Below are 21,062 nucleotides of genomic sequence, written 5' to 3' on the forward strand. Positions count from 1 at the left end.
GCGCCCCGCCCGCGGCCCGGGCCCCCCCCCCCCGGGCGCCCGGCCCCCCCCCGCCGCGGCGCCTCCCCCCCGGCCCCCACCCCCGGCGGCCCGCCCCGGGGGATCCCCCGGGGCGGCCCTCCGGCGTTCACGGACCCGCAGGGGTGTGCGGGCACCGACCACGCGTGCGCGTGGCGGAGTCCTGGCGAGGGGCGGCGCGCCGGGGGTGGTCACTCCTTCGGGTGAGATCGTCGGGGGGTGTTCCGCGGGGGGTGGCGCGGTCGGCAGAATCGACGCGGCCGCAGGGGCGGACCTGTGTGCAGCGGGGCCTTCGGGCGTCGTCGGGGCTCGGGAAGGGCCGTGCATGATCCGTACGAGGTCGTTGGTCTCCGAAGGGTCCCGGCTCCGCCGGCTGGCCCCGCTCGCTCTTCCCGCCGCGTGGGGTGCGGTGGCCGTGGGGTGGAAGTTCGGCTGTCCGCCGGCCCGGCAGCCGGGGCTGCCGATGAGGGTCGTCACCAGTGTCGTCTTCCTCACCGTCGGTGTCGGTCTGGTCGTCGGTGTCCGGCGCGGGCTCATGCGCGAGCTGGCGCGGGTGCGGGCCGTCGCCGTCGCCACGCAGCAGGTGCTGCTGCGCCCGCCGCCCGCCCGGCTCGACGGACTAGCCCTGGCCGCAGGGCAGTTGTCGGCGTCCCCGGGAGCTTCGGTGGGCGGGGACCTGTACGAGGCGGTGGCGACCCCCTACGGGGTGCGGATCGTCATCGGGGACGTCCGGGGCCACGGTCTCGCGGCGCTCGGCGCGGTGGTGGCCGTCCTCGGCAGCTTCCGCGAGGCGGCGCACGACGAGCCGGAACTCGGCGGTGTGCTGCGGCGGCTCGAACGGGCCCTGGATCGGCATCTGCGGGAGCGGGCACGGGAAGAGCACCCGGCGCGGTCCGCGACGGATCCCGAGCATCCGGTGGCGGAGGAGTTCGTGACCCTGCTGCTTCTGGAGGTCGCGTCCGACGGGCGGCTCGCGGTGTTCAACTGCGGTCACCCCGGCCCGTACCGCCTCGGTCCGGTGGTCGAGCGGCTGCCGCTCGGCGAACCGCTTCCCCCGCTGGGGGTGCTGCCCCTGCCCGGCGCGCTCGCGCCGTACACGGCGGCCCGGCTGCTGCCCGGCGAGACGCTGGTGCTGCACACCGACGGCGCCGAGGAGGCCCGGGACCACCGGGGGCGGTTCTTCGCGCTCGACACCGCGCTCGCCGGGGTTCCGGGTGAGGCGCCCGCCGCGCTCGTCCGCCGGGTCCACACGGCCCTGCTGCACCACACGGGCGGCCGGCTCGCCGACGACGTCGCGCTGCTCGTCGTACGCAACGACCGTTTCCGGGTCCCGGCGCAGCCCGCCGAACCCGGGCTGCGCCGATCCCGGCCCGCCCCCTCCTCGCACTGCTGAGCGGAGGGGCCGGGGCCGGCGTCGCCCGCTCCGCCACGGAGTGTCGGGCAGATCAGCGGGGCGGGCGACGCGGACCGGGCGGCCGCACTGTTCGAGGGGGGAGCCGGCGGCCCGGCCGTCGCCTTGCGGCGAGAAGCACAGTCAACCGCTACGGGGACGAGTGCGGCAGAGTACGCGGACCGGAAGAACGGGTACTTGATTCACACCCCGTGCGAAATCCCGCCCCGTGACCGGGACCGGGCGGCGGCGCCTTCCGGACTGGTTCGTCCCGTACGAAATCGGCCACCGCTACGCTGAGTTCACCGAGCGACCGGAGCGGCCATGCAGCCCAACACCTTGCTCGACGCCCTGCTCGACGAAGCGGGCGTCTCCCATGCGGGACTCGCCGCCCATGTGAACCGGGCCGGCCGGGCCAGGGGCCTCGTCCTGCGGTACGAACACACCGCCGTGGCCCGCTGGTTGAAGGGCCAGCGGCCGCGCGGCCAGGTGCCGGACCTGATCTGCGAGGTGCTCGCCACGCGGCTGCACCGGCAGGTGACGCTGGACGACATCGGTCTCGGCGTGCCGGACGGGCCGCTGCCCGCGGCCGGTTCGCCGCTCTCCGGGTTCGTGGAGCGGGCGGCCGCCCTGTGGCGCTCCGACGAGCAGCAGCGGCCGCACATAGTCGGTGCTCCGGCCGTGACCGGTACCCCGGCGGTGATGCCGGTGTGGGAGTGGGAGAACCCGCCGGAGGACGTGGACGTCTCCCGTAGCGGCCGGGCCGCGGTCTCGGCCGCCGACATCGCCGTGCTGAGTTCCGCCCGGTCCCACTACGAGCAGATGTACCGCAAGGCCGGGGGGATCGCGACCCGGGCCCGGATCGTCGGCTTCCTCACCACCGAGACCGCGCCGCTGCTGCGGGGTTCGTACAGCGACGCCCTCGGACGGCGCTTGCACCGCGCCACCGGGGGGCTCGTCGCGGTCGCGGGCATCTGCGCGTACGACGCGGACGCGCACGGTCTCGCCCAGCGCTACTTCCACCAGGCGCTGCGGCTCGCGAAGGCGAGCGGGGACCGGGGGCTCGGCGCCTATGTGATCGCGCTGCTCGTCAACCAGTCGCTGTTCATGGGGGAGTACCGGCAGGCGGTGGCGTTCGCGGAGGCGGCCCTGCGGACCGCGGGCCGGCAGATCACCCCGGCGCTCGCGGCGGATCTGACGGCGATGCAGGCGAAGGCGTACGCGCGTCTGGGCGACGGCACGGCCGCGTTGGCCTGTATCCGGCGGGCCGAGGCGGCGGCGGAGCGGATCCGCCCGGGGGACGAGCCGGCCGAGACGGGCTATGTCCAGCCGGGATTCGTCAACGTGCAGGTCGCCGAGGCGCTGCTCAGTCTGGGTGATCTCACCGCCGCGCACGAGCACGCGGCGATGGCGGTGGGGGTGCCGTCGCACGACCGGGGCCGGGTGCACCGGCTCGCCATGCTGTGCCAGATCGAGCTGCGGCAGGGGGAGTGCGACGGGGCGGCGGGTACGGCCGTGGAGATGACCGAGCGGGCGCGGGGGATGGAGTCGCGGCGGCTGCGGGACCGGCTGCGGCAAGTGCGGGAGCATCTTCTCGCGAGCGGCGGCGGCGATGCCCGGGAGGCGGCGGCTCTCATCGAAGGAGCCCTACGCGTTCCGCTCTAGGCCTCGAACTGCTGCGATATTGCCACCAAACAAGCACCGACCAGTCGGAAGGTGGCAAGAACGTGCAGTGGACGAAACTGAGTGAACGCTCTGTCTATGAGAACCGCTGGTTCCGGGTGAACCTCGCGGACGTCGAACTCCCGGACGGCCGTCACCTCGACCACTATCTGATCCGGCTCCGTCCGGTCGCCGTCGCGACCGCCGTCAACGAGGCCGACGAGGTACTGATGCTCTGGCGCCACCGCTTCATCACCGACAGCTGGGGCTGGGAACTGGCCGCCGGTGTCGTCGAGGACGGGGAGGACGTCGAGACGGCCGCGGCCCGCGAGATGGAGGAGGAGACCGGCTGGCGGCCGGGGCCGCTGCGCCACCTCCTCACCGTCGAACCGTCCAACGGCCTGACCGACGCCCGGCACCACCTCTACTGGGCGGAGCGGGCCACCTACACCGGACCGCCCGAGGACGCCTTCGAGTCCTCCCGGCGGGCCTGGGTCCCGCTGAAACAGATCCCCGACATGATCACCCGGGGCGAGATCCCGGCCGCCAACATGGCCGCGGGACTGCTGCTGCTCCACCATCTGCGCCTCGGCTGAGAGACGCGGGAACGCCGGACGGCCCGTACCTGTGCGGGTGTACGGGCCGTCCGGTGATCGAGGGGTGGCGCGGGGGGTCAGGGGTACGGGTAGAAGCCCGAGCCCGTCTTCCGGCCGAGCCGGCCCGCGTCCACCATGCGCTGGAGCAGCGGGGGAGCGGCGTACAGCGGCTCCTTGTACTCCATGTACATCGAGTCGGCGATCGAGGCGATCGTGTCCAGTCCGATCAGGTCCGAGAGCTTGAGCGGACCCATCGGGTGGGCGCAGCCGAACTCCATGCCGTTGTCGATGTCGTCGCGGCTCGCGATGCCCGACTCGAACATCCGGATCGCCGAGAGCAGGTACGGCACGAGCAGCGCGTTGACCACGAAACCGGAGCGGTCCTGCGCGCGGATCGCGTGCTTGCCGAGCGTCTTCTCCGCGAAGGCCTGCGCCCGGCTGATCGTGCCCTCGGAGGTGGTGAGGGCCGGGATCAGCTCGACGAGCTTCTGCACCGGGGCCGGGTTGAAGAAGTGGATGCCGATGACCTGGTCCGGGCGGGAGGTCGCCACGGCCAGCTTCACCAGCGGGATGGAGGAGGTGTTCGAGGCGAGGATGGCGTCCGGCCGGGTCATCACCTGGTCGAGCACCTGGAAGATCTCGGTCTTGACCTGCTCGTTCTCCACGACCGCCTCGATGACGAGGTCGCGGTCGGCGAACTCGCCCAGGTCGGTGGTGAAGCTGAGGCGAGCGAGCGTCGCGTCCCGCTCCTCCTCGCTGATCTTGCCGCGTTCGGCGGCCTTCGCCAGCGAGTTGTAGAGCCGTGTGCGGCCGATCTCCAGCGCCTCGCCGGTGGTCTCGGCGACCTTCACGTCAAGGCCGCTCCGGGCACACACCTCTGCGATGCCCGCGCCCATCTGGCCGCAGCCCACCACTCCGACGCGCTCAATGTCGGCCATGGAGTCCGTCACCTCGTGCCTTTCGCTCTTCTCTGGCGGCGGGGCCCGTGTGATTCCGATGCGTCCGCCTCGACCCCACGACGTTACCGCTCATTAACCGATGATCGATCGGTCGGGGCGTGCATGCTGTCCGGGTGGGTGTGAGGTATCCGACAGCAGAGGGGTACAAGTGCGGCCTATCGGCAGAAGAGGGTTCGTGGCGCGCGCGGCCGGAGCGGTGCTCGCCGTGACGGGCACGACAGCGCCGGCGGCGGCCGTGACCGAAGCGCCGGTACGGGGGGGACGGCCGCGCCGGCCCGCGTTCCGTGGCGTGTGGGTCGCCACCGTCGGCAACCGGGACTGGCCCTCCCGCAGCGGCCTGAGCGCGGCGGCGCAGCGCGCCGAACTCCTCGCCCACCTGGACAAGGCGGTCGAGCGCCGTCTCAACGCGGTGGTCCTCCAGGTGCGGCCGACCGCCGACGCGCTGTGGCCCTCGCCGCACGAGCCGTGGGCGCAGTGCCTCACCGGGACCCAGGGCCGTGATCCCGGCTGGGACCCGCTGGGCACGGCCGTCGATGAGGCCCATGCGCGGGATCTCGAACTGCACGCCTGGTTCAACCCGTACCGAGTGGCGAATCACACGGATCCGACCCGGCTCGTCGCCGGTCATCCGGCCCGGCGGCACCCTGAGTGGGTGCTGCCCTACGGCGGGAAGCTCTACTACGACCCGGGGCTGCCCGAGGTCCGCCGCTTCGTCCAGGACGCGATGCTGGACGCCGTACGGCGCTACGACATCGACGCCGTGCACTGGGACGACTACTTCTACCCGTACCCGGTGGCCGGGCAGGACTTCGGCGACGGCGAGACGTACGCGCGCTACGGCGGGGGCTTCCGCGACAAGGCGTCCTGGCGGCGGCACAACATCGATCTGCTGGTCTCCGAGATGTCCGCCCGGATCAAGGACCTGAAGCCGCAGGTGGCCTTCGGGATCAGCCCGTTCGGGGTCTGGCGGAACCGCGCCGCCGACCCGAAGGGCTCGGACACCAGCGGCGGCATCCAGACGTACGACGACCTGTACGCCGACTCCCGGAAGTGGGTCAAGGAGGGCTGGCTCGACCATGTCGTGCCGCAGCTGTACTGGCACATCGGCATGCCCGGGACCGACTACGCCAAGCTGCTGCCCTGGTGGGACGAGGTGGTCCGGGGCACCGGCGTCGGCCTCTACCTCGGTGAGGCGCTCTACAAGGCGGGCGACCCCGCGCAGCCGGCGGCCTGGCAGGACCCGAAGGAGCTGTCACGCCATCTGAAGCTCGCCGCCGGCTACCCGGGGGTCGGCGGCCACTGCTTCTTCGCCGCCAAGGAGGTCATGGAGGACCGGATCGGGGCGATGGCCACCGTGGTGGCGGATCACTACCCGACCAGGGTCCTTCCCGCCAAGGTCCCTCCGCGGGGGGAGAGCGGTCAGCGGGCCTCCGCCTCCGGGTGATGACGGACGACGGTGTCGGGGCCCGGCGACATCAGGGCCTCGTGACCGTCGTCGAACTTCACGCGGTACGGGGGAGTGCCGTTCTCCCCCAGTACCTGGAGGACCTCGGCCGTACGGTCGTGGTGACCGACGGTCCGGCCGTGCACCAGCAGTGTGTCGCCCACGCTCGCCTGCATCGGGGTGTCCTCCTCGCGACCGGGCCCGCCCTGCTCGGGAGCCTACGTCTGCCATTGTGACCCGGGTCACCCCGATCCGTCGCGTCAGCTCTTCGCCCGCTGGGTCACCGCGATGCAGACCAGGACGCCCACCGCGGCGAGCGGGGCGGCGAGCGGCAGGCTCTCGCCGAGCAGGAACACCGACCAGAACAGGGTCAGGAGCGGTTGGGCGAGCTGCAGCTGGCTCGCCTTGGGGATGCCGATCGACGCCATGCCGCGGTACCAGACGTACAGGCCGAAGAAGGTGGAACCGGCGGCGACCCAGAGGAGCCCGGCCACACCGTGGGCGTTCAGGCGCACCGGCTCCAGGGACAGCGCCGCGGCGGAGCCGACCAGCATCAGCGGCAGGCAGAGCACCAGGGCCCAGCCGATGACCTGCCAGCCCGGCATGAGCCGGGCGAGCCGCCCGCCCTCGGTGTAGCCGGCCGCGCACACCAGGAGCGCGCCGAACAGGTACAGGTCGCCCCGCGACACGGCTCCGCCGCTCTCCTTGAGCGTGAAGGCGATGACGACGACCGCGCCCGACACGGCGGCGAACCAGAAGGTACGGGAGGGTCGCCGTCCGGTCCGCAGCGCGGCGAGGGTGGCCGTGGTGAGCGGCAGGAGGCCCACCACGACGGCGGCGTGGGAGGTGGTGGAGGTCTGCAGGGCCAGGGTCGTCAGGAGCGGGAAGCCGATGACGACACCCCCGGCGACGACGGCGAGGCCCGCCCAGTGGCTCCGCTCGGGCAGCGGCACCCTGCCGACGAGGAGGAAGACGCCCGCGATGAGGCCGGCGAGGGCGGACCGCACGGCCACCAGGGACCAGGGACCGAAGCTCTCCAGGCCCCAGACGGTCGAGGGGAAGGTGAGCGAGAAGCACACGACGCCGAGGACGGCGAGCAGGGTGCCTCGGGGGAGGGCGTCGGCGGCCGGGTGCGGGGTGCTTCCGCCGCGGCTTCCCTCGGTGATCCCGGCGCGGGTGCTTCCCTCTGACGCGCTGTCGGCGAAAGTGGTGACCGCTATCGTCATCGACGCAGTAGCGCTATTCTTGGCTTTCATGAACGAGCGTAGCAGTGTGGCGGAACTGGCGCATTCCCTCAGGGCAGAGCTGAACTGCTACTCGCCTGGTGGAAAGCTGCCGTCGAGTCGAGCACTCGTCGAGCGGTACCGGGTCTCTCCGGTGACCGTCACCCGCGCCCTCGCGCAGCTCGCCGCCGAGGGGCTCGTGGTCACCCGCCCGGGCGCCGGTGCCTTCCGCGCCGAGCCCCGTACCGCCACCCCCGTCACCGGCGACACCTCCTGGCAGGAGGTCGCCCTCAGCGCCGACACGGCCACCGAACTCGTCCCCCGGTCCGTCGACGCCTCCGGGGTCCTCGCCACCCTCGCCGCGCCCCCGCCCGGGGTGATCGAGTTCAACGGCGGCTATCTCCACCCCTCCCTCCAGCCCCAGCGGGCCCTCGCCGCCGCCCTCGCCCGCGCCGGGCGCCGCCCCGGCGCCTGGGGCAGGCCGCCCACGGACGGGCTTCCCGAGCTGCGCGAGTGGTTCGCCCGCGAGATCGGCGGCAGCGTCACCGCCGCCGACCTGCTCGTCACCGCCGGTGGCCAGCCCGCCCTCACCACCGCCCTGCGGGCCCTCGCCCCGCCCGGCACCCCCGTCCTCGTCGAGTCGCCGACCTACCCGGGCATGCTCGCCGTCGCCCGCGCCGCGGGACTGCGCCCCGTCCCCGTGCCCGCCGACGCCGACGGGGTCCGCCCCGAACTCCTCGAAGCCGCGTTCCGCGCCACCGGCGCCCGGGTCCTCGTCTGCCAGCCGCTCTTCCAGAACCCGACCGGCGCCGTGCTGGCGCCCGACCGGCGCCGTGAGGTCATCCGTATCGCCCGCGCCGCCGGAGCCTTCGTCGTCGAGGACGACTTCGCCCGCCGTCTCGTCCACGAGGACGCGCCGCCGCTCCCGGCGCCGCTCGCCGCCGAGGATCCCGACGGCGTCGTCGTCCACGTCTGCTCGCTCACCAAGGCCACCTCGCCCAGCCTGCGGGTCGGCGCCCTAGCCGCCCGCGGTCCCGTCCTGGAACGCCTGCGCGCCATCCAGGTCGTCGACAGCTTCTTCGTCCCCCGGCCGCTCCAGGAGGCCGCGCTCGAACTCGTCGGCTCGCCCGCCTGGCACCGCCATCTGCGGGCCGTCGCCCAGGAACTCAAGAGCCGCCGGGACCTGCTGGCCGGTGCCGTCACCCACCATCTGCCCGGTCTCGCCCTGCCGCACATCCCCTACGGGGGCTACCACCTCTGGCTCCGCCTCCCCGACACCCTTCCCGAGGCCGCCCTCCTCGCCACCGCCCTGCGGAACGGTGTCGCCGCGGCTCCCGGCCGCCCCTACTTCTGCGCCGAACCCCCCGCCGGGCACATCCGGCTGAGTTTCGCGGGTGTCGCGGGCCCCACCGAGATCGCGGAGGGCGTGCGCCGCCTCCGGACGGCGGTCGACGAACTGACCGCCTGACCGCGAGGGGCGGGCAGGCCGGGTGGAGCAGGGTCCCCCCGCCCGGCTCCACCCGCCGCCGACCTCCGGCAAATTCACCTGACAAGCCCCTCTGTCACTGGAAGCCTGCGGGGATGAGTGACAGGATGACCACCGACACGCCCGTCATGCACGGGACGTACGAGATCTCAGCCGACCCCGCGCGGATCGACGCCGCCCGCGTCCACCACTGGCTGTCCACGGACGCGTACTGGGCCCTGGGCCGACCTCGGGAGAAGCAGGACGCCGCCATCGCGGGCTCCCTCAACCTCGGCGCCTACCACCGCGAGACCGGCGAGATGGCCGCCTACGCGCGCGTCGTCACCGACTACGCCACCTTCGCCTGGCTCTGCGACGTCTACGTCGACCGCCCGGCCCGCGGCACCGGCCTCGGCACCGCGCTCGTCACCGCCGTCCGCGACCACCTCGCACCGTGCGGGCTGCGCCGCATCATGCTCGCGACCGCCGACGCGCACGGTGTGTACGAGAAGGTCGGTTTCACGCCACTACAGAATCCGGACATCTGGATGACTCTCGGGCAGGAGTGAACCGGACCCCTCCGACCCCCGGGAATGACCCCTTGACCTGCGGAGCCTCCGGCCCCACCATCGCGGCCATGAGTCTTCGGGTGACGCTCGTCACGGCGGCACGCAGCTCCTCCCTGCTCGCCGAACGCTTCGACGACGACCGGCCGCTCGACGAGGCCGGCTGGTACGAGGTACAGCTCGCCGCGCCGGCGCTCATCCCGCTCGGCGCGGCCGAACTGCGCTACTGCTCCCCGACCCCGCGCAGCCGCGCCACCGGCACCGCCCTCGGCTACGCGCCGCTCGCCCAGCCCGCGCTGCGCGACTGCGACATGGGCCGCTGGCGGGGCCTCACCCTCGCCGAGGTCGCCGCCCTCGAACCCGCCGCCGTCGACGCCTGGCTCACCGACGCCCGCACCGCCCCGCACGGCGGGGAACCGCTCCTCGCCTTCATCACCCGGATAGGGAACTGGCTCGACACCCGGCCCGCCGACGACGGCGCCATCGTCGCCGTCGTGGAACCAGCCGTCCTGCGGGCCGCCCTCGTGTACGCGCTGAGGGCACACCCCGCCACCTACTGGAGCGTCGACGTCCGTCCCCTCTCCACCGTCACCCTCACCGGCCGCCCCGGCCTCTGGCACCTCCAGCTCGACGCGGCCGTACGCTGACGGACGACCCTGCGCCGAACGGCACCCCGCGTACGCGCTTCCGGCACGTGCCGGGGGAGCCGGCGGCCGCGACCGGCTAGCCTGAGAGCACGATGAACCGTCTGACCACGTCATGGGGCGCCTTCACGCTGACCCGCTTTCCCGAGGACCCGCGCGACCAGCTGCGCGCCTGGGACGCGGCCGACGAGTACCTCCTGGGCCATCTGGCCGAGAGCGGTACCGACCTCTCCGGCACCGTCGCCGTCCTCGGCGACCGCTGGGGAGCCCTCGTCACCGCGCTCCAAGCCGCCGGCACCGGCGAGCTCGTCCAGATCACCGACTCGTACCTCGGCGGGCAGGCGACGCGGGCCAACCTCGCGCGCGCCGGGGCCGCCCCGGACGCCGTCCGGCTGCTCACCACCCAGGACCCGCCGCCCGAGCGGATCGACGTCCTCCTCGTCCGCGTCCCCAAGAGCCTCGCGCTCCTGGAGGACCAGCTGCACCGGCTCGCACCCGCCGTGCACGAGGGCACCGTGATCGTCGGCACCGGCATGGTCAAGGAGATCCACACCTCGACGCTCCGTCTCTTCGAGCGGATCCTCGGACCCACCCGCACCTCGCTCGCGGTGAAGAAGGCGCGTCTGATCCACACCACGTTCGACCCCGCGACCTCTCCGCGCCCCAACCCCTGGCCCCACCGGTACGACCTCCCGGCCGACACCCCCGCGCCCGGTCTCCCGGGACTGACCGTCACCAACCACGCCGGGGTCTTCTGCGCCGACCGCCTCGACGTCGGCACCCGCTTCTTCCTCGCGAACCTGCCCGGCGGCCTCGGCGGCGCCCGCGTCGCCGACCTCGGCTGCGGCAACGGCGTGGTCGGCATCGCCATCGCCCTCTCCGAACCCGACGCGGAGCTGATCTTCACCGACGAGTCCTACCCGGCGGTCGCCTCGGCCGAGGAGAACTTCCGCGCCCACGTGGGCGAAGGACGCAAGGCCGAGTTCGTCGTCGGTGACGGGCTCACCGACCTGCCCGCAGGATCGGTGGACCTCGTCCTCAACAACCCGCCGTTCCACAGCCACCAGGCCACCACCGACCGCACGGCCCGCCGCATGTTCGCCGACGCGCGCCGCGCGCTGCGGCCGGGCGGCGAGCTGTGGGTCATCGGCAACCGGCACCTCGGCTACCACGTCACCCTCCGCCGCATCTTCGGCAACAGCGAACTCGTCGCCAGCGACGCCAAGTTCGTGGTTCTGCGAGCGGTCCGGACGGCTTAGGGTCGCCCGGTCCGGGCCCGGCCTCTCCGGCCGTGCCCGGCCCGGGTCATCCTTCCCAGGTGCGGGAGCACAGGACGAGCCGGTAGCCGTCGGGATCGGCCACGGTGACGCCGTGCTCGTCCCAGTACGGGTTGTGCGCGGCCACCCGCGTGCCGCCGGCGGCGACGAGCCGCTCCACCTGCTCCTCCTCCACGGGGGCCCCGAGATAGACGACGAACAGGTCGTCGACGGTCGGGACGGGCTCCGACGGACGCTCGGGATCACGTGTCAGCTCGAAGTGCCAGCTCCCGTCCGGCGGACCGACCATGAGCAGGTCGTGACGACCGGGCACCCGCTCGGTGCTCCGCCACAGCACGTCGAGCCCGAGACCGTCGACGTAGAACCGCTCGGCGGCGGCGAGATCCCGCGAAGGGCGTGCGACCCGTACCCGGGTCCGCGCATTGATCATCATGCGTGAAGGCTAGGCCCTCTCGTTCGGATCACGCCGGGCCCGTGGGGTCCGGAAATCCGCCCCACGCGAAGACCGGCCCGACGCGCGAGGCGTCGGGCCGGTCTTCCGGGGTGTCGGGACCGCCGCCCGGCGAGGTGCGTCAGTCGGTGCCGAACTCCATCGCCGCGCGGTCCAGCATCTCGTCGTCGTCGGCGACCTCGCCGCGCGACGCGATCGCCTCGGCACCGCCTTCCGGCATGGAGCCGATCAGCCCGGTCGCGGCCGCCTGGGCGGCACCGATGGCCGGGTTGGAGGTGCCGATCAGGCCGAGGCTCGCGTACTGCTCCAGCTTGGCGCGCGAGTCGGCGATGTCGAGGTTGCGCATGGTGAGCTGACCGATCCGGTCCGACGGGCCGAAGGCCGAGTCCTCGGTGCGCTCCATGGACAGCTTGTCCGGGTGGTAGCTGAACGCCGGGCCCGTGGTGTCGAGGATCGAGTAGTCCTCACCGCGCCGCAGCCGCAGCGTCACCTCGCCGGTGACGGCCGCGCCGACCCAGCGCTGGAGGGACTCACGGACCATGAGCGCCTGCGGGTCCAGCCACCGGCCCTCGTACATCAGCCGGCCGAGGCGCCGTCCCTCGTTGTGGTACTGGGCGAGGGTGTCCTCGTTGTGGATCGCGTTGACGAGACGCTCGTACGCCGCGTGCAGCAGGGCCATGCCGGGCGCCTCGTAGATGCCCCGGCTCTTGGCCTCGATGATCCGGTTCTCGATCTGGTCCGACATGCCCATACCGTGGCGGCCGCCGATGGCGTTGGCCTCCATGACGAGGTCGACCGGGGAGGAGAACTCCTTGCCGTCGATGGTCACCGGGCGGCCCTGGTCGAAGCCGATGGTGACGTCCTCGGCGGCGATCTCGACCGAGGGGTCCCAGAAGCGGACGCCCATGATCGGCTGGACGGTCTCCACGCCGGTGTCCAGGTGCTCCAGGGTCTTCGCCTCGTGGGTGGCGCCCCAGATGTTGGCGTCGGTGGAGTACGCCTTCTCGGTGCTGTCGCGGTAGGGCAGCTCGTGGGCGAGCAGCCACTCGGACATCTCCTTGCGGCCGCCGAGCTCGGTCACGAAGTCCGTGTCCAGCCAGGGCTTGTAGATCCGCAGGTGCGGGTTGGCGAGCAGGCCGTAGCGGTAGAACCGCTCGATGTCGTTGCCCTTGAAGGTCGAGCCGTCGCCCCAGATCTGGACGTCGTCCTCGAGCATCGCCCGGACGAGGAGGGTGCCGGTGACGGCACGGCCGAGCGGCGTGGTGTTGAAGTAGGCCCGGCCGCCGGAGCGGATGTGGAACGCCCCGCAGGTGAGTGCGGCAAGACCCTCCTCGACCAGCGCCGCGCGGCAGTCGACCAGGCGCGCGATCTCGGCACCGTAGGTCTTGGCGCGGCCGGGCACCGAGGCGATGTCGGGCTCGTCGTACTGGCCGATGTCGGCGGTGTAGGTGCACGGGATGGCGCCCTTGTCGCGCATCCATGCGACCGCGACGGAGGTGTCGAGGCCGCCGGAGAAGGCGATGCCGACGCGCTCGCCGGCGGGCAGGGAGGTGAGGACCTTGGACATGGGAAGAGTATGCATCATCTCGCATGGTCATGCAAAGGGGTGTCGGGGAGCGGGTGCGCAGCCGCCCGGCGGGGGAGCAGCAGCGGTGTCGCCAGGAGCAGTACGCCGGCCAGGCCGATGGCCGCACGCGGACCGAGCAATCCGCCCAGTACGCCCCAGAAGGCCGTCAGGAGCGCGGTCGAGGCCTTGGTCGTCACCGCGCGGTGTCCAAGCGCATGGCCGCGCTGGAGCGTGACCTCGGGGTGCGGGTGTTCACGCGGACCCCGCGCGGCGCCGAGCTCACCATCGACGGACAGGCGTTCCTGCCCCACGCGCGCGAGCTGCTGCGCGTCGCCGAGCGCGCGGCCGCGTCCGTGCGGCCGGGCCGCCGCCCGCTGCGCGTCGACGTGATCGCCTCACGCGTCGCCCCGTCGGGCCTGATGCGCGCTTTCCACCGCGCCCACCCCGAGATCGACCTCGACGTGGTGATGCTGTTCGACATCGAGAGGGCCTTCGGGGCCCTGCGACCACGTTCATGGGGGAGCGGACCCGACTCGTCTGGCCCGCCGGCCACGGCCTGCGCCGCATCCCGGTGGCCGGCCCGACGCCCGTCTACCCGCACTCGCTCCTCTGGCACCGCGACAACCCCCATCCGGCCCTCGTCACACTCCGCGCCCAGCTCGCCGCCTCGGCGGCCGGCTACGACGCGGCCGGGACCTGGACGCCGGGCTGGGTGACCCCGCCGTGACCGCCGCCCCGGGCCCCTGTCGCCGATGAGCGCCTCAGGGAAGTTCTTTGCATAAAACTGCGCCGGGACGTATAGTCATGCCATCCATGAGGAGGGTTTCAATGACGGTACGAGTAGCAGTGGCGGGTGCGAGCGGATACGCGGGCGGAGAGCTGCTGCGTCTTCTCCTCGCCCACCCCCACGTGGAGATCGGCGCCCTGACCGGCCACTCCAACGCCGGTCAGCGACTCGGGGCGCTCCAGCCCCATCTGCTGCCGCTCGCCGACCGCGTCCTCGTGCCCACGACCGCCGACGAGCTCGCGGGGCACGACGTCGTCTTCCTCGCCCTCCCGCACGGACAGTCGGCCGCCGTCGCCGAGCAGCTCGGGCCGGACGTCCTCGTCGTCGACATGGGCGCCGACTTCCGGCTCCGGGAGCCCGCCGACTGGGAGGCGTACTACGGCTCCCCGCACGCCGGTACCTGGCCCTACGGGCTCCCCGAACTGCCCGGCGCCCGCGTCGCGCTGACGGGGGCCAGGCGTGTCGCGGTGCCCGGCTGCTACCCCACCGCCGTGTCGCTCGCGCTCTTCCCCGCGTACGAGAACGGTCTCGCCGAGTCCGAGGCCGTGATCGTCGCCGCCTCCGGCACCTCCGGCGCCGGCAAGGCGGCCAAGCCGCACCTCCTCGGCAGCGAGGTCATGGGCAGCATGTCGCCGTACGGCGTCGGCGGCGGCCACCGGCACACCCCCGAGATGATCCAGAACCTCAGCGGACCGGCGGGGGAGCGGGTCACCGTCTCCTTCACGCCGACCCTGGCGCCGATGCCGCGCGGCATCCTCGCCACCTGCACGGCCGCCGCGAAGCCGGGCGTGACCGCCGAGACCGTACGGGCCGCCTACGAGAAGGCCTTCGCGGACGAACCCTTCGTCCATCTGCTCCCCGAGGGGCAGTGGCCGGCGACGGCGTCCGTCTACGGTTCCAACGCCGTTCAGGTGCAGGTCGCGTTCGACGCGGCGGCGAACCGGATCATCGCCATCAGCGCCATCGACAACCTGACCAAGGGCACCGCCGGCGGCGCGGTGCAGAGCATGAACATCGCCCTCGGACTCCCCGAGGCCACCGGACTCTCCACGATTGGAGTCGCTCCATGAGCGTCACCGCAGCGAAGGGATTCACGGCGGCGGGCATCGCCGCCGGGATCAAGCAGAACGGCAACCCGGACCTGGCCCTCGTGGTCAACACCGGGCCCCGCCGTGCCGCCGCGGGAGTCTTCACCTCCAACCGAGTCAAGGCCGCACCCGTCATCTGGTCCCAGCAGGTCCTCGCCGACGGCGAGCTGACCGCCGTCGTCCTCAACTCCGGCGGCGCCAACGCCTGCACCGGGCCGAAGGGCTTCCAGGACACCCACGCCACCGCCGAGAAGGTCGCCGAGGTCCTCAGCGCGCGGGGCGCGGACGTCGGCGCCGGCGAGGTCGCCGTCGCCTCCACCGGCCTCATCGGCATCCTGCTGCCCATGGACAGGCTTCTCCCGGGCGTCGAGAAGGCCGCGGCCGAACTCTCCGAGCACGGCGGCGAGAAGGCAGCCATCGCCATCAAGACCACGGACACCGTCCACAAGACCTCCGTGGTCACGAAGGGCGGGGCGAACGGCGGCTGGACGGTCGGCGGCATGGCGAAGGGCGCCGGCATGCTCGCCCCGGGCCTCGCCACCATGCTCGTGGTCCTCACCACCGACGCCGACGTCGACGCCGAGGGCCTCGACAGCGCCCTGCGGGGCGCCACCCGCGTCACCTTCGACCGGGTCGACTCCGACGGCTGCATGTCCACCAACGACACCGTCCTCCTCCTCGCCTCCGGCGCCTCCGGCGTCACCCCCGCGCAGGACGCGTTCACCGAGGCCGTACGGGAGGTCTGCGACGACCTCGCCCGCCAGCTGATCGGCGACGCCGAGGGCGCCAGCAAGGACATCCGTATCGAGGTGGTCAACGCGGCGACCGAGGACGACGCCGTCGAGGTGGGCCGCTCCATCGCCCGCAACAACCTCCTCAAGTGCGCCATCCACGGCGAGGACCCCAACTGGGGCCGGGTGCTCTCCGCCATCGGCACGACGGGGGCGTCCTTCGAGCCCGACGAGCTCAACGTCGCCATCAACGGCGTCTGGGTGTGCAAGAACGGCTCCGTCGGCGAGGACCGAGACCTGGTCGACATGCGCTACCGCGAGGTCACCGTCACGGCCGACCTCGCGGCCGGCACCGAGTCCGCCGTCATCTGGGCGAACGACCTCACGGCCGACTACGTCCACGAGAACAGCGCGTACTCCTCATGAGCGACTCCCAGAACACCGGCGACCCGCACAACACGGGTGACTCCCAGAACCCCACGCGCCGGCACACGGCCCTCCCCAAGGCGCAGATCCTCATCGAGGCCCTGCCCTGGCTGACGCGCCACAACGGCAAGACGGTCGTCATCAAGTTCGGCGGCAACGCCATGATCGACGAGGACCTCAAGGCGGCCTTCGCCCAGGACGTCGTCTTCCTGCGCCAGGCCGGTCTCAAGCCGGTCGTCGTGCACGGCGGCGGCCCCCAGATCAGCGCCGCCCTCGACCGGCACGGCATCGTCAGCGAGTTCAAGGCGGGCCTGCGGGTCACCACCGAGGACGCCATGGACGTCGTACGGATGGTGCTCGCCGGCCAGGTCCAGCGCGAGCTCGTCGGGCTGCTCAACCAGCACGGCCCGCTCGCCGTCGGCCTCACCGGCGAGGACGCCCACACCATCACCGCCACCAGACACCGCCCGGTGATCGGCGGCGAGCAGATCGACATCGGCCGGGTCGGTGAGATCACCGCCATCGACACCGGCGCCATCCAGGCGCTCCTGGAGGACGGCCGCATCCCGGTCATCTCCTCCATCGCCCGCTCCCAGGACGACGGACATGTCTACAACGTCAATGCTGATACGGCGGCTGCGGCACTCGCTGCGGCGCTGGGCGCCGAGACCCTGATGGTCCTGACCGACGTCGAAGGCCTCTACGAGGACTGGCCGAACAGCGACGAGGTCATCAGCCGGCTCACCGCGAGCCAGCTGGAGAAGCTGCTGCCCGAGCTCTCCAGCGGCATGGTCCCCAAGATGGAAGGCTGCCTGCACGCCGTACGGAACGGGGTCACCACGGCCCGTGTGATCGACGGCCGGGTCCAGCACTCCATCCTGCTGGAGATCTTCACCGACGAGGGCGTGGGCACGATGGTCGTGCCGGACGGACAGGGGGACTGATGAGCAGCACCGGCAACGAGCAGCTGACCGAGCGGTGGCGGGGCTCGCTCATGGACAACTACGGCACCCCCCGGCTGCCGCTCGTCCGCGGTGAGGGCGCCAGGGTCTGGGACGCCGAAGGAAACGAGTACCTGGACCTCGTCGGAGGCATCGCCGTCAACGCCCTCGGCCACGCCCACCCGGCGGTCGTCGAGGCCGTCACCCGGCAGATCCGGAGCCTGGGCCACGTCTCCAACCTGTTCGTCGCCGAACCGCCCGTCGCCCTCGCGGAGAAGCTCCTCTCGCTCTTCGGCCGGCCCGGCAAGGTCTTCTTCTGCAATTCCGGCGCCGAGGCCAACGAGGCCGCGTTCAAGCTCGGCCGGCTCACCGGCCGGTCCCGCATGGTCGCCACCGAGGGCGGCTTCCACGGCCGGACCATGGGCGCCCTCGCGCTCACCGGCCAGCCCGGCAAGCAGACCCCGTTCCTGCCGTTGCCCGGCGACGTCACCCACGTCCCGTACGGGGACGCGGCGGCGCTGCGCGCCGCGGTCACCGAGGACACCGCGCTCGTGATCATCGAGCCGATCCAGGGCGAGAACGGCGTCGTCGTCCCGCCGCCCGGCTACCTCAAGGCCGCCCGGGAGATCACCCGCGCGACCGGCACCCTCCTCGTCCTCGACGAGGTGCAGACCGGCGTCGGCCGCTGCGGTCACTGGTTCGAGTACCAGGCCCACGAGGGCGTGGAGCCGGACGTCGTCACCCTCGCCAAGGGTCTCGGCGGCGGCCTCCCGCTCGGCGCGACCGTCGCCTTCGGTCCCGCCGCCGACCTCTTCACGCCCGGCCACCACGGGACGACCTTCGGCGGCAACCCCGTGGCCTGCGCCGCCGGACTCGCCGTCCTGGACACCCTCGGCGCGGACGCCGCCCTCGACCACGTGAAGGCGGTCGGGGAGCGGCTGCGGCAGGGAATCGAGGGCCTGGAGCACCCGCTGGTCTCCCACGTCCGTGGTGCGGGTCTCCTGCTGGGTATCGTGCTCACGGAGTCCCTCGCACCCCAGGTGCAGCAGGCGGCTCAGGACGCCGGCCTCCTGGTGAACGCGCCCGCCCCCGATGTCGTACGGATCATGCCTCCGCTGGTCTTCACCGACGCCGAGGCGGACGCCTTCCTCCAGGCCCTGCCCGGGGTCCTCGACGTGGCGAACGGGCAAGGACGAACCGGAGAATGAGACGACGATGACCGACGCGCAGGAAAACCAGCACTGGGGGTCCCCCCAGGCGGAGCCTGGGGCAGGGCCGTCCGTTCCGCAGACCCGCACCGCACGCCACCGCAGGATCGTCGACATCCTCAACCGGCAGCCGGTGCGCTCGCAGAGCCAGCTCGCCAAGCTCCTCGCGGACGACGGGCTGAGCGTCACCCAGGCGACGCTCTCCCGCGACCTCGACGAGCTGGGCGCGGTGAAGATCCGCAACACCGGCGGCGAGCTGATCTACGCGGTGCCGAGCGAGGGCGGTTTCCGCACCCCGCAGGCCCCGCTCGGCGAGTCCGCGAAGGAGGAGCGCATGCGGCGCCTCTCCTCCGAACTGCTGATCTCCGCCGAGGCGTCCGCGAACCTGGTGGTCCTGCGGACCCCGCCGGGCGCCGCCCAGTTCCTCGCGTCGGCCATCGACCAGGCCGAACTCCACGCGATCCTCGGCACGATCGCGGGCGACGACACCCTGATGCTCATCAGTCGCGACCCGGCGGGCGGCCAGGCCCTCGCCGACCACCTGCTGATGCTGGCACAGAAGTAGGCCGCGGCCCGCGGGTCGACCCGCGGGCCCGGAGCGGCGACGCGGCTATGGTGCGGCCACCGGCGCTGACGTGGCCTCCGGCGTCGGCAGCGGCGGCAGGGGGAGCGGCAGCGCGGACAGCCCGTCGAGGCTGGTCGCGATGTGCTCCTTGCGGACGCAGTACGCCCTGAACTCGCCGTCCGTCTTCCGGTTGAAGTACTCGGCGTGCAGCGACCGGTCCTCCTGGTACTCCATCAGCGGGACGGCGAACCCGCAGGAGTCGCTGACCCGCCGCGCGTGCACCAGGACGATCGCCCGCGCGCTGCCCTGACCCTCCACGGCGTCCGCGGGGAACCGCGCGAACAGCTCACCCCACCGCGGGTCGTCCCGGAGCACGGCCTCCCCGGTCCCGTGCACCCGGACGACGGTCGGCGGCCCGGAGAAGGCGGTCCACATGAGGGTGATCCGACCGTTGCCCGGTTCCCGCAGATGCGCGATCGTCTCGGCGGTACTCCCGCCGAAGTCGACGTAGGCGAGGGTCAGTTCGTCAAGAACCACGAGGGTGCCGCGCCGCCCCTTGGGAGACAGGTTGACGTGCCCGTCGCCTGCGAGGGGAGCGGTGGCCGTGAAGAACACCGGCTGCTCCTCGATGAAGGCGCGGAGTCGTCCGTCGATATGTTCGTATGTCTTTCCCATGCCTCGCATTCTGCCCGCTCCGCGTCTCGCGGGGCGGGCGCGTCTCAACTCCCGCCCCGCCTCGCGCGGTCGGGGCGCCGCACGCTGCCGACGATCCCAAGCAGCCACGCGCGCGCGGACAGGGCCCGGCTCTCGTCGGCGGGCGGGGGCGGCGCGGTCGACGGGGCGGGGACGGCGACCGGGCGCGCCGGGACGGCGTGGGCCGGCGTGTGATCGGCCCAGGGGCGCAGCGCCCTCGCCGTCTCGCGCACGACCCGCGGTGAACTGTCGTCGAGCAGCGGTACGAGCCGCTGGGGGCGTACGGCGTCGAGCAGGCGCAGGCCCGCCACCGCCCCGGCCCGCACCTCGGGCCGTTCGTGTCCGATGAGCTCCCAGAGCACCGGCACGTCGACGGCCCGCTCCCCGCACTCGGCGAGGCCCACCGGAGCGTACGGGGGCACCTTGTCCGCGGTCCCGGGCCCTGCCGCACACGCCGCCCGGTAGAGCGACAGCGGCTCGGTCCCCGCCTGCCGCAGTACGTAGCGGGCGCAGGCCCGCACCAGCGCGGACCGGTCGTACAGGAACCGCTCGGCCTCACGGGCCCGGCCCGCCCGGCGCAGCCCCGTGACCCCCGCCGCCCGCACCCGGCCCTGCCGGGCGGACAGCAGGGGGGCGAGGACGGCCGGGTCGGGCGGGCCCCCGGCGGCGGCGAGCGCGGCGGTCGCGCAGAGGTCCTGGACGATCACGTCGGGGCCGCGGGCGGCGATCTCCGCGAGCCGGGTGGGGGAGAGGATCCCGCGGTCGACGGCGATCCGGTGGGCGAGCCGGCGCACGGCTCGGTCCCCGCTCCCCAGCTGCGCGGTCACCCCGGACGCGGGTCCCTCCCGCAGGGCCCGGGTCAGCGCCTCCCGCGCGCTGTCCCCGCGCAGCCGGTCCCCGGTTCGGAGAGCGACCGCGACGAGGGCGCCGAGAGCCTCGGGCGTGACCCCCGGCAGCTCCTCGCGCAGCACGGCGCGTGCCCGCTCCCGTACGGGCGCGGCCCAGTCCGAGCAGCGGATCACGACCAGAGGAAGGAGCGCGGGGGACCGGGACACGTACCGGAGGGAGGCTTCCCTGACCCGCCCGTCGGGACCGCACAGGGCGAGGGCCAGTTCCGGGGTGGTCGGAGGCTGCGCGGGGTCGCCGGACGGCCACGCGGGGGTCGCCGGGACGTCGCCGCCCCGGCGCAGGAGGGCCCGGATGTCCTCGTCGAGCGTGATCCACGCCCCCGGGTCGCCGTCGCCGCCGTCGATGGCGCGGGCGAGCCGGTGGAGGACTCCGTCGAAGGCGCTGCTCGTCATGGCCGGAGCCTAGGGCCTCTCGTCCGGAGCGGGCCGGGCGCGCCCCGACCCGCGTTGACA

21 protein-coding genes and 1 pseudogene are annotated in these 21,062 nt (G+C 73.1%); 14 read left to right on the plus strand and 8 right to left on the minus strand.

What is annotated here, in order from left to right:
• The first annotated feature begins 343 nt into the window (after positions 1–343).
• The 3 genes from ACFWV2_RS20045 (at position 344) to ACFWV2_RS20055 (ending at position 3,666) form a co-directional block, all read left to right on the plus strand.
• Positions 344–1,411 carry a PP2C family protein-serine/threonine phosphatase gene (locus ACFWV2_RS20045; RefSeq protein WP_384406330.1) on the plus strand — a complete coding sequence of 356 codons (1,068 nt, stop codon included), beginning with the start codon at positions 344–346 and terminating at the stop codon, positions 1,409–1,411.
• Positions 1,412–1,732: 321 nt separating this feature from the next.
• A complete protein-coding gene (locus tag ACFWV2_RS20050) occupies positions 1,733–3,073 on the plus strand; it encodes a transcriptional regulator (RefSeq protein ID WP_384406331.1) in 1,341 nt (446 codons plus the stop codon).
• A 62-nt stretch (positions 3,074–3,135) separates the two neighbouring features.
• On the plus strand, positions 3,136–3,666 hold the full coding sequence (locus tag ACFWV2_RS20055) for an NUDIX hydrolase (RefSeq protein ID WP_384406332.1): 531 nt from the start codon (positions 3,136–3,138) through the stop codon (positions 3,664–3,666).
• Positions 3,667–3,743: 77 nt separating this feature from the next.
• On the opposite strand, the gene ACFWV2_RS20060 is transcribed toward ACFWV2_RS20055, so the two are convergent.
• Complete coding sequence (locus tag ACFWV2_RS20060) at positions 3,744–4,604, minus strand: 3-hydroxybutyryl-CoA dehydrogenase (protein WP_384406333.1); 861 nt, start codon at positions 4,602–4,604, stop codon at positions 3,744–3,746.
• Between the two features lie 196 nt (positions 4,605–4,800).
• Here ACFWV2_RS20060 and ACFWV2_RS20065 point away from each other — a divergent pair, with 196 nt between their 5' ends.
• A complete protein-coding gene (locus ACFWV2_RS20065; RefSeq protein ID WP_384406334.1) occupies positions 4,801–6,069 on the plus strand; it encodes a glycoside hydrolase family 10 protein in 1,269 nt (422 codons plus the stop codon).
• Here the strand turns inward: ACFWV2_RS20065 and ACFWV2_RS20070 are convergent.
• On the minus strand, positions 6,045–6,245 hold the full coding sequence (locus ACFWV2_RS20070) for a DUF1918 domain-containing protein (protein ID WP_360792468.1): 201 nt from the start codon (positions 6,243–6,245) through the stop codon (positions 6,045–6,047). The genes ACFWV2_RS20065 and ACFWV2_RS20070 overlap by 25 nt on opposite strands.
• A gap of 84 nt (positions 6,246–6,329) precedes the next feature.
• On the minus strand, positions 6,330–7,325 hold the full coding sequence (locus ACFWV2_RS20075) for a DMT family transporter (protein ID WP_384406335.1): 996 nt from the start codon (positions 7,323–7,325) through the stop codon (positions 6,330–6,332).
• Here ACFWV2_RS20075 and ACFWV2_RS20080 point away from each other — a divergent pair.
• The 4 genes from ACFWV2_RS20080 (at position 7,324) to ACFWV2_RS20095 (ending at position 11,226) form a co-directional block, all read left to right on the plus strand.
• Positions 7,324–8,760: a PLP-dependent aminotransferase family protein gene (locus ACFWV2_RS20080; protein ID WP_384406336.1), complete on the plus strand. Its 1,437-nt coding sequence runs from the start codon at positions 7,324–7,326 to the stop codon at positions 8,758–8,760. The genes ACFWV2_RS20075 and ACFWV2_RS20080 overlap by 2 nt on opposite strands.
• A gap of 113 nt (positions 8,761–8,873) precedes the next feature.
• Positions 8,874–9,326 carry a GNAT family N-acetyltransferase gene (locus ACFWV2_RS20085; protein WP_360792474.1) on the plus strand — a complete coding sequence of 151 codons (453 nt, stop codon included), beginning with the start codon at positions 8,874–8,876 and terminating at the stop codon, positions 9,324–9,326.
• Between the two features lie 68 nt (positions 9,327–9,394).
• On the plus strand, positions 9,395–9,970 hold the full coding sequence (locus tag ACFWV2_RS20090; protein ID WP_360792476.1) for a histidine phosphatase family protein: 576 nt from the start codon (positions 9,395–9,397) through the stop codon (positions 9,968–9,970).
• Positions 9,971–10,062: 92 nt separating this feature from the next.
• On the plus strand, positions 10,063–11,226 hold the full coding sequence (locus tag ACFWV2_RS20095; protein WP_384406337.1) for a methyltransferase: 1,164 nt from the start codon (positions 10,063–10,065) through the stop codon (positions 11,224–11,226).
• 46 nt (positions 11,227–11,272) lie between these two features.
• Here the strand turns inward: ACFWV2_RS20095 and ACFWV2_RS20100 are convergent, their stop codons facing one another.
• From ACFWV2_RS20100 to ACFWV2_RS20110, 3 genes are all read right to left on the minus strand, one after another.
• On the minus strand, positions 11,273–11,677 hold the full coding sequence (locus ACFWV2_RS20100; RefSeq protein ID WP_384406338.1) for a VOC family protein: 405 nt from the start codon (positions 11,675–11,677) through the stop codon (positions 11,273–11,275).
• Positions 11,678–11,816: 139 nt separating this feature from the next.
• Positions 11,817–13,262 carry an argininosuccinate synthase gene (gene argG / locus ACFWV2_RS20105; RefSeq protein ID WP_360792482.1) on the minus strand — a complete coding sequence of 482 codons (1,446 nt, stop codon included), beginning with the start codon at positions 13,260–13,262 and terminating at the stop codon, positions 11,817–11,819.
• A 14-nt stretch (positions 13,263–13,276) separates the two neighbouring features.
• Complete coding sequence (locus tag ACFWV2_RS20110; protein WP_384406339.1) at positions 13,277–13,459, minus strand: hypothetical protein; 183 nt, start codon at positions 13,457–13,459, stop codon at positions 13,277–13,279.
• 6 nt (positions 13,460–13,465) lie between these two features.
• Here ACFWV2_RS20110 and ACFWV2_RS20115 point away from each other — a divergent pair.
• From ACFWV2_RS20115 to ACFWV2_RS20140, 6 genes and pseudogenes are all read left to right on the plus strand, one after another.
• Positions 13,466–13,989: pseudogene (locus ACFWV2_RS20115) on the plus strand (LysR family transcriptional regulator).
• Between the two features lie 101 nt (positions 13,990–14,090).
• Positions 14,091–15,119 carry an N-acetyl-gamma-glutamyl-phosphate reductase gene (argC, locus tag ACFWV2_RS20120; protein ID WP_384406340.1) on the plus strand — a complete coding sequence of 343 codons (1,029 nt, stop codon included), beginning with the start codon at positions 14,091–14,093 and terminating at the stop codon, positions 15,117–15,119.
• Complete coding sequence (gene argJ, locus ACFWV2_RS20125; protein WP_384406341.1) at positions 15,116–16,294, plus strand: bifunctional glutamate N-acetyltransferase/amino-acid acetyltransferase ArgJ; 1,179 nt, start codon at positions 15,116–15,118, stop codon at positions 16,292–16,294. The genes argC and argJ overlap by 4 nt, the downstream gene beginning before the upstream one ends.
• Entirely contained in the window at positions 16,291–17,238 is a 948-nt protein-coding gene (gene argB, locus ACFWV2_RS20130) for an acetylglutamate kinase (RefSeq protein ID WP_384406342.1), read from the plus strand. The genes argJ and argB overlap by 4 nt, the downstream gene beginning before the upstream one ends.
• Positions 17,238–18,443 carry an acetylornithine transaminase gene (locus tag ACFWV2_RS20135; RefSeq protein WP_384406343.1) on the plus strand — a complete coding sequence of 402 codons (1,206 nt, stop codon included), beginning with the start codon at positions 17,238–17,240 and terminating at the stop codon, positions 18,441–18,443. The genes argB and ACFWV2_RS20135 overlap by 1 nt, the downstream gene beginning before the upstream one ends.
• A 7-nt stretch (positions 18,444–18,450) precedes the next feature.
• Positions 18,451–19,008, plus strand: coding sequence for an arginine repressor (locus ACFWV2_RS20140; protein ID WP_384406344.1), 558 nt, complete (start codon positions 18,451–18,453; stop codon positions 19,006–19,008).
• A gap of 45 nt (positions 19,009–19,053) precedes the next feature.
• Here the strand turns inward: ACFWV2_RS20140 and ACFWV2_RS20145 are convergent, their stop codons facing one another.
• Both ACFWV2_RS20145 and ACFWV2_RS20150 read right to left on the minus strand, forming a co-directional pair.
• Complete coding sequence (locus tag ACFWV2_RS20145) at positions 19,054–19,683, minus strand: pyridoxamine 5'-phosphate oxidase family protein (protein WP_384406345.1); 630 nt, start codon at positions 19,681–19,683, stop codon at positions 19,054–19,056.
• Between the two features lie 44 nt (positions 19,684–19,727).
• Positions 19,728–21,002: a hypothetical protein gene (locus ACFWV2_RS20150; protein ID WP_384406346.1), complete on the minus strand. Its 1,275-nt coding sequence runs from the start codon at positions 21,000–21,002 to the stop codon at positions 19,728–19,730.
• Positions 21,003–21,062 lie beyond the last annotated feature (60 nt).

Origin of the sequence: Streptomyces sp. NPDC058671, from assembly GCF_042716475.1 — a bacterium.
GTDB lineage: Bacteria > Actinomycetota > Actinomycetes > Streptomycetales > Streptomycetaceae > Streptomyces.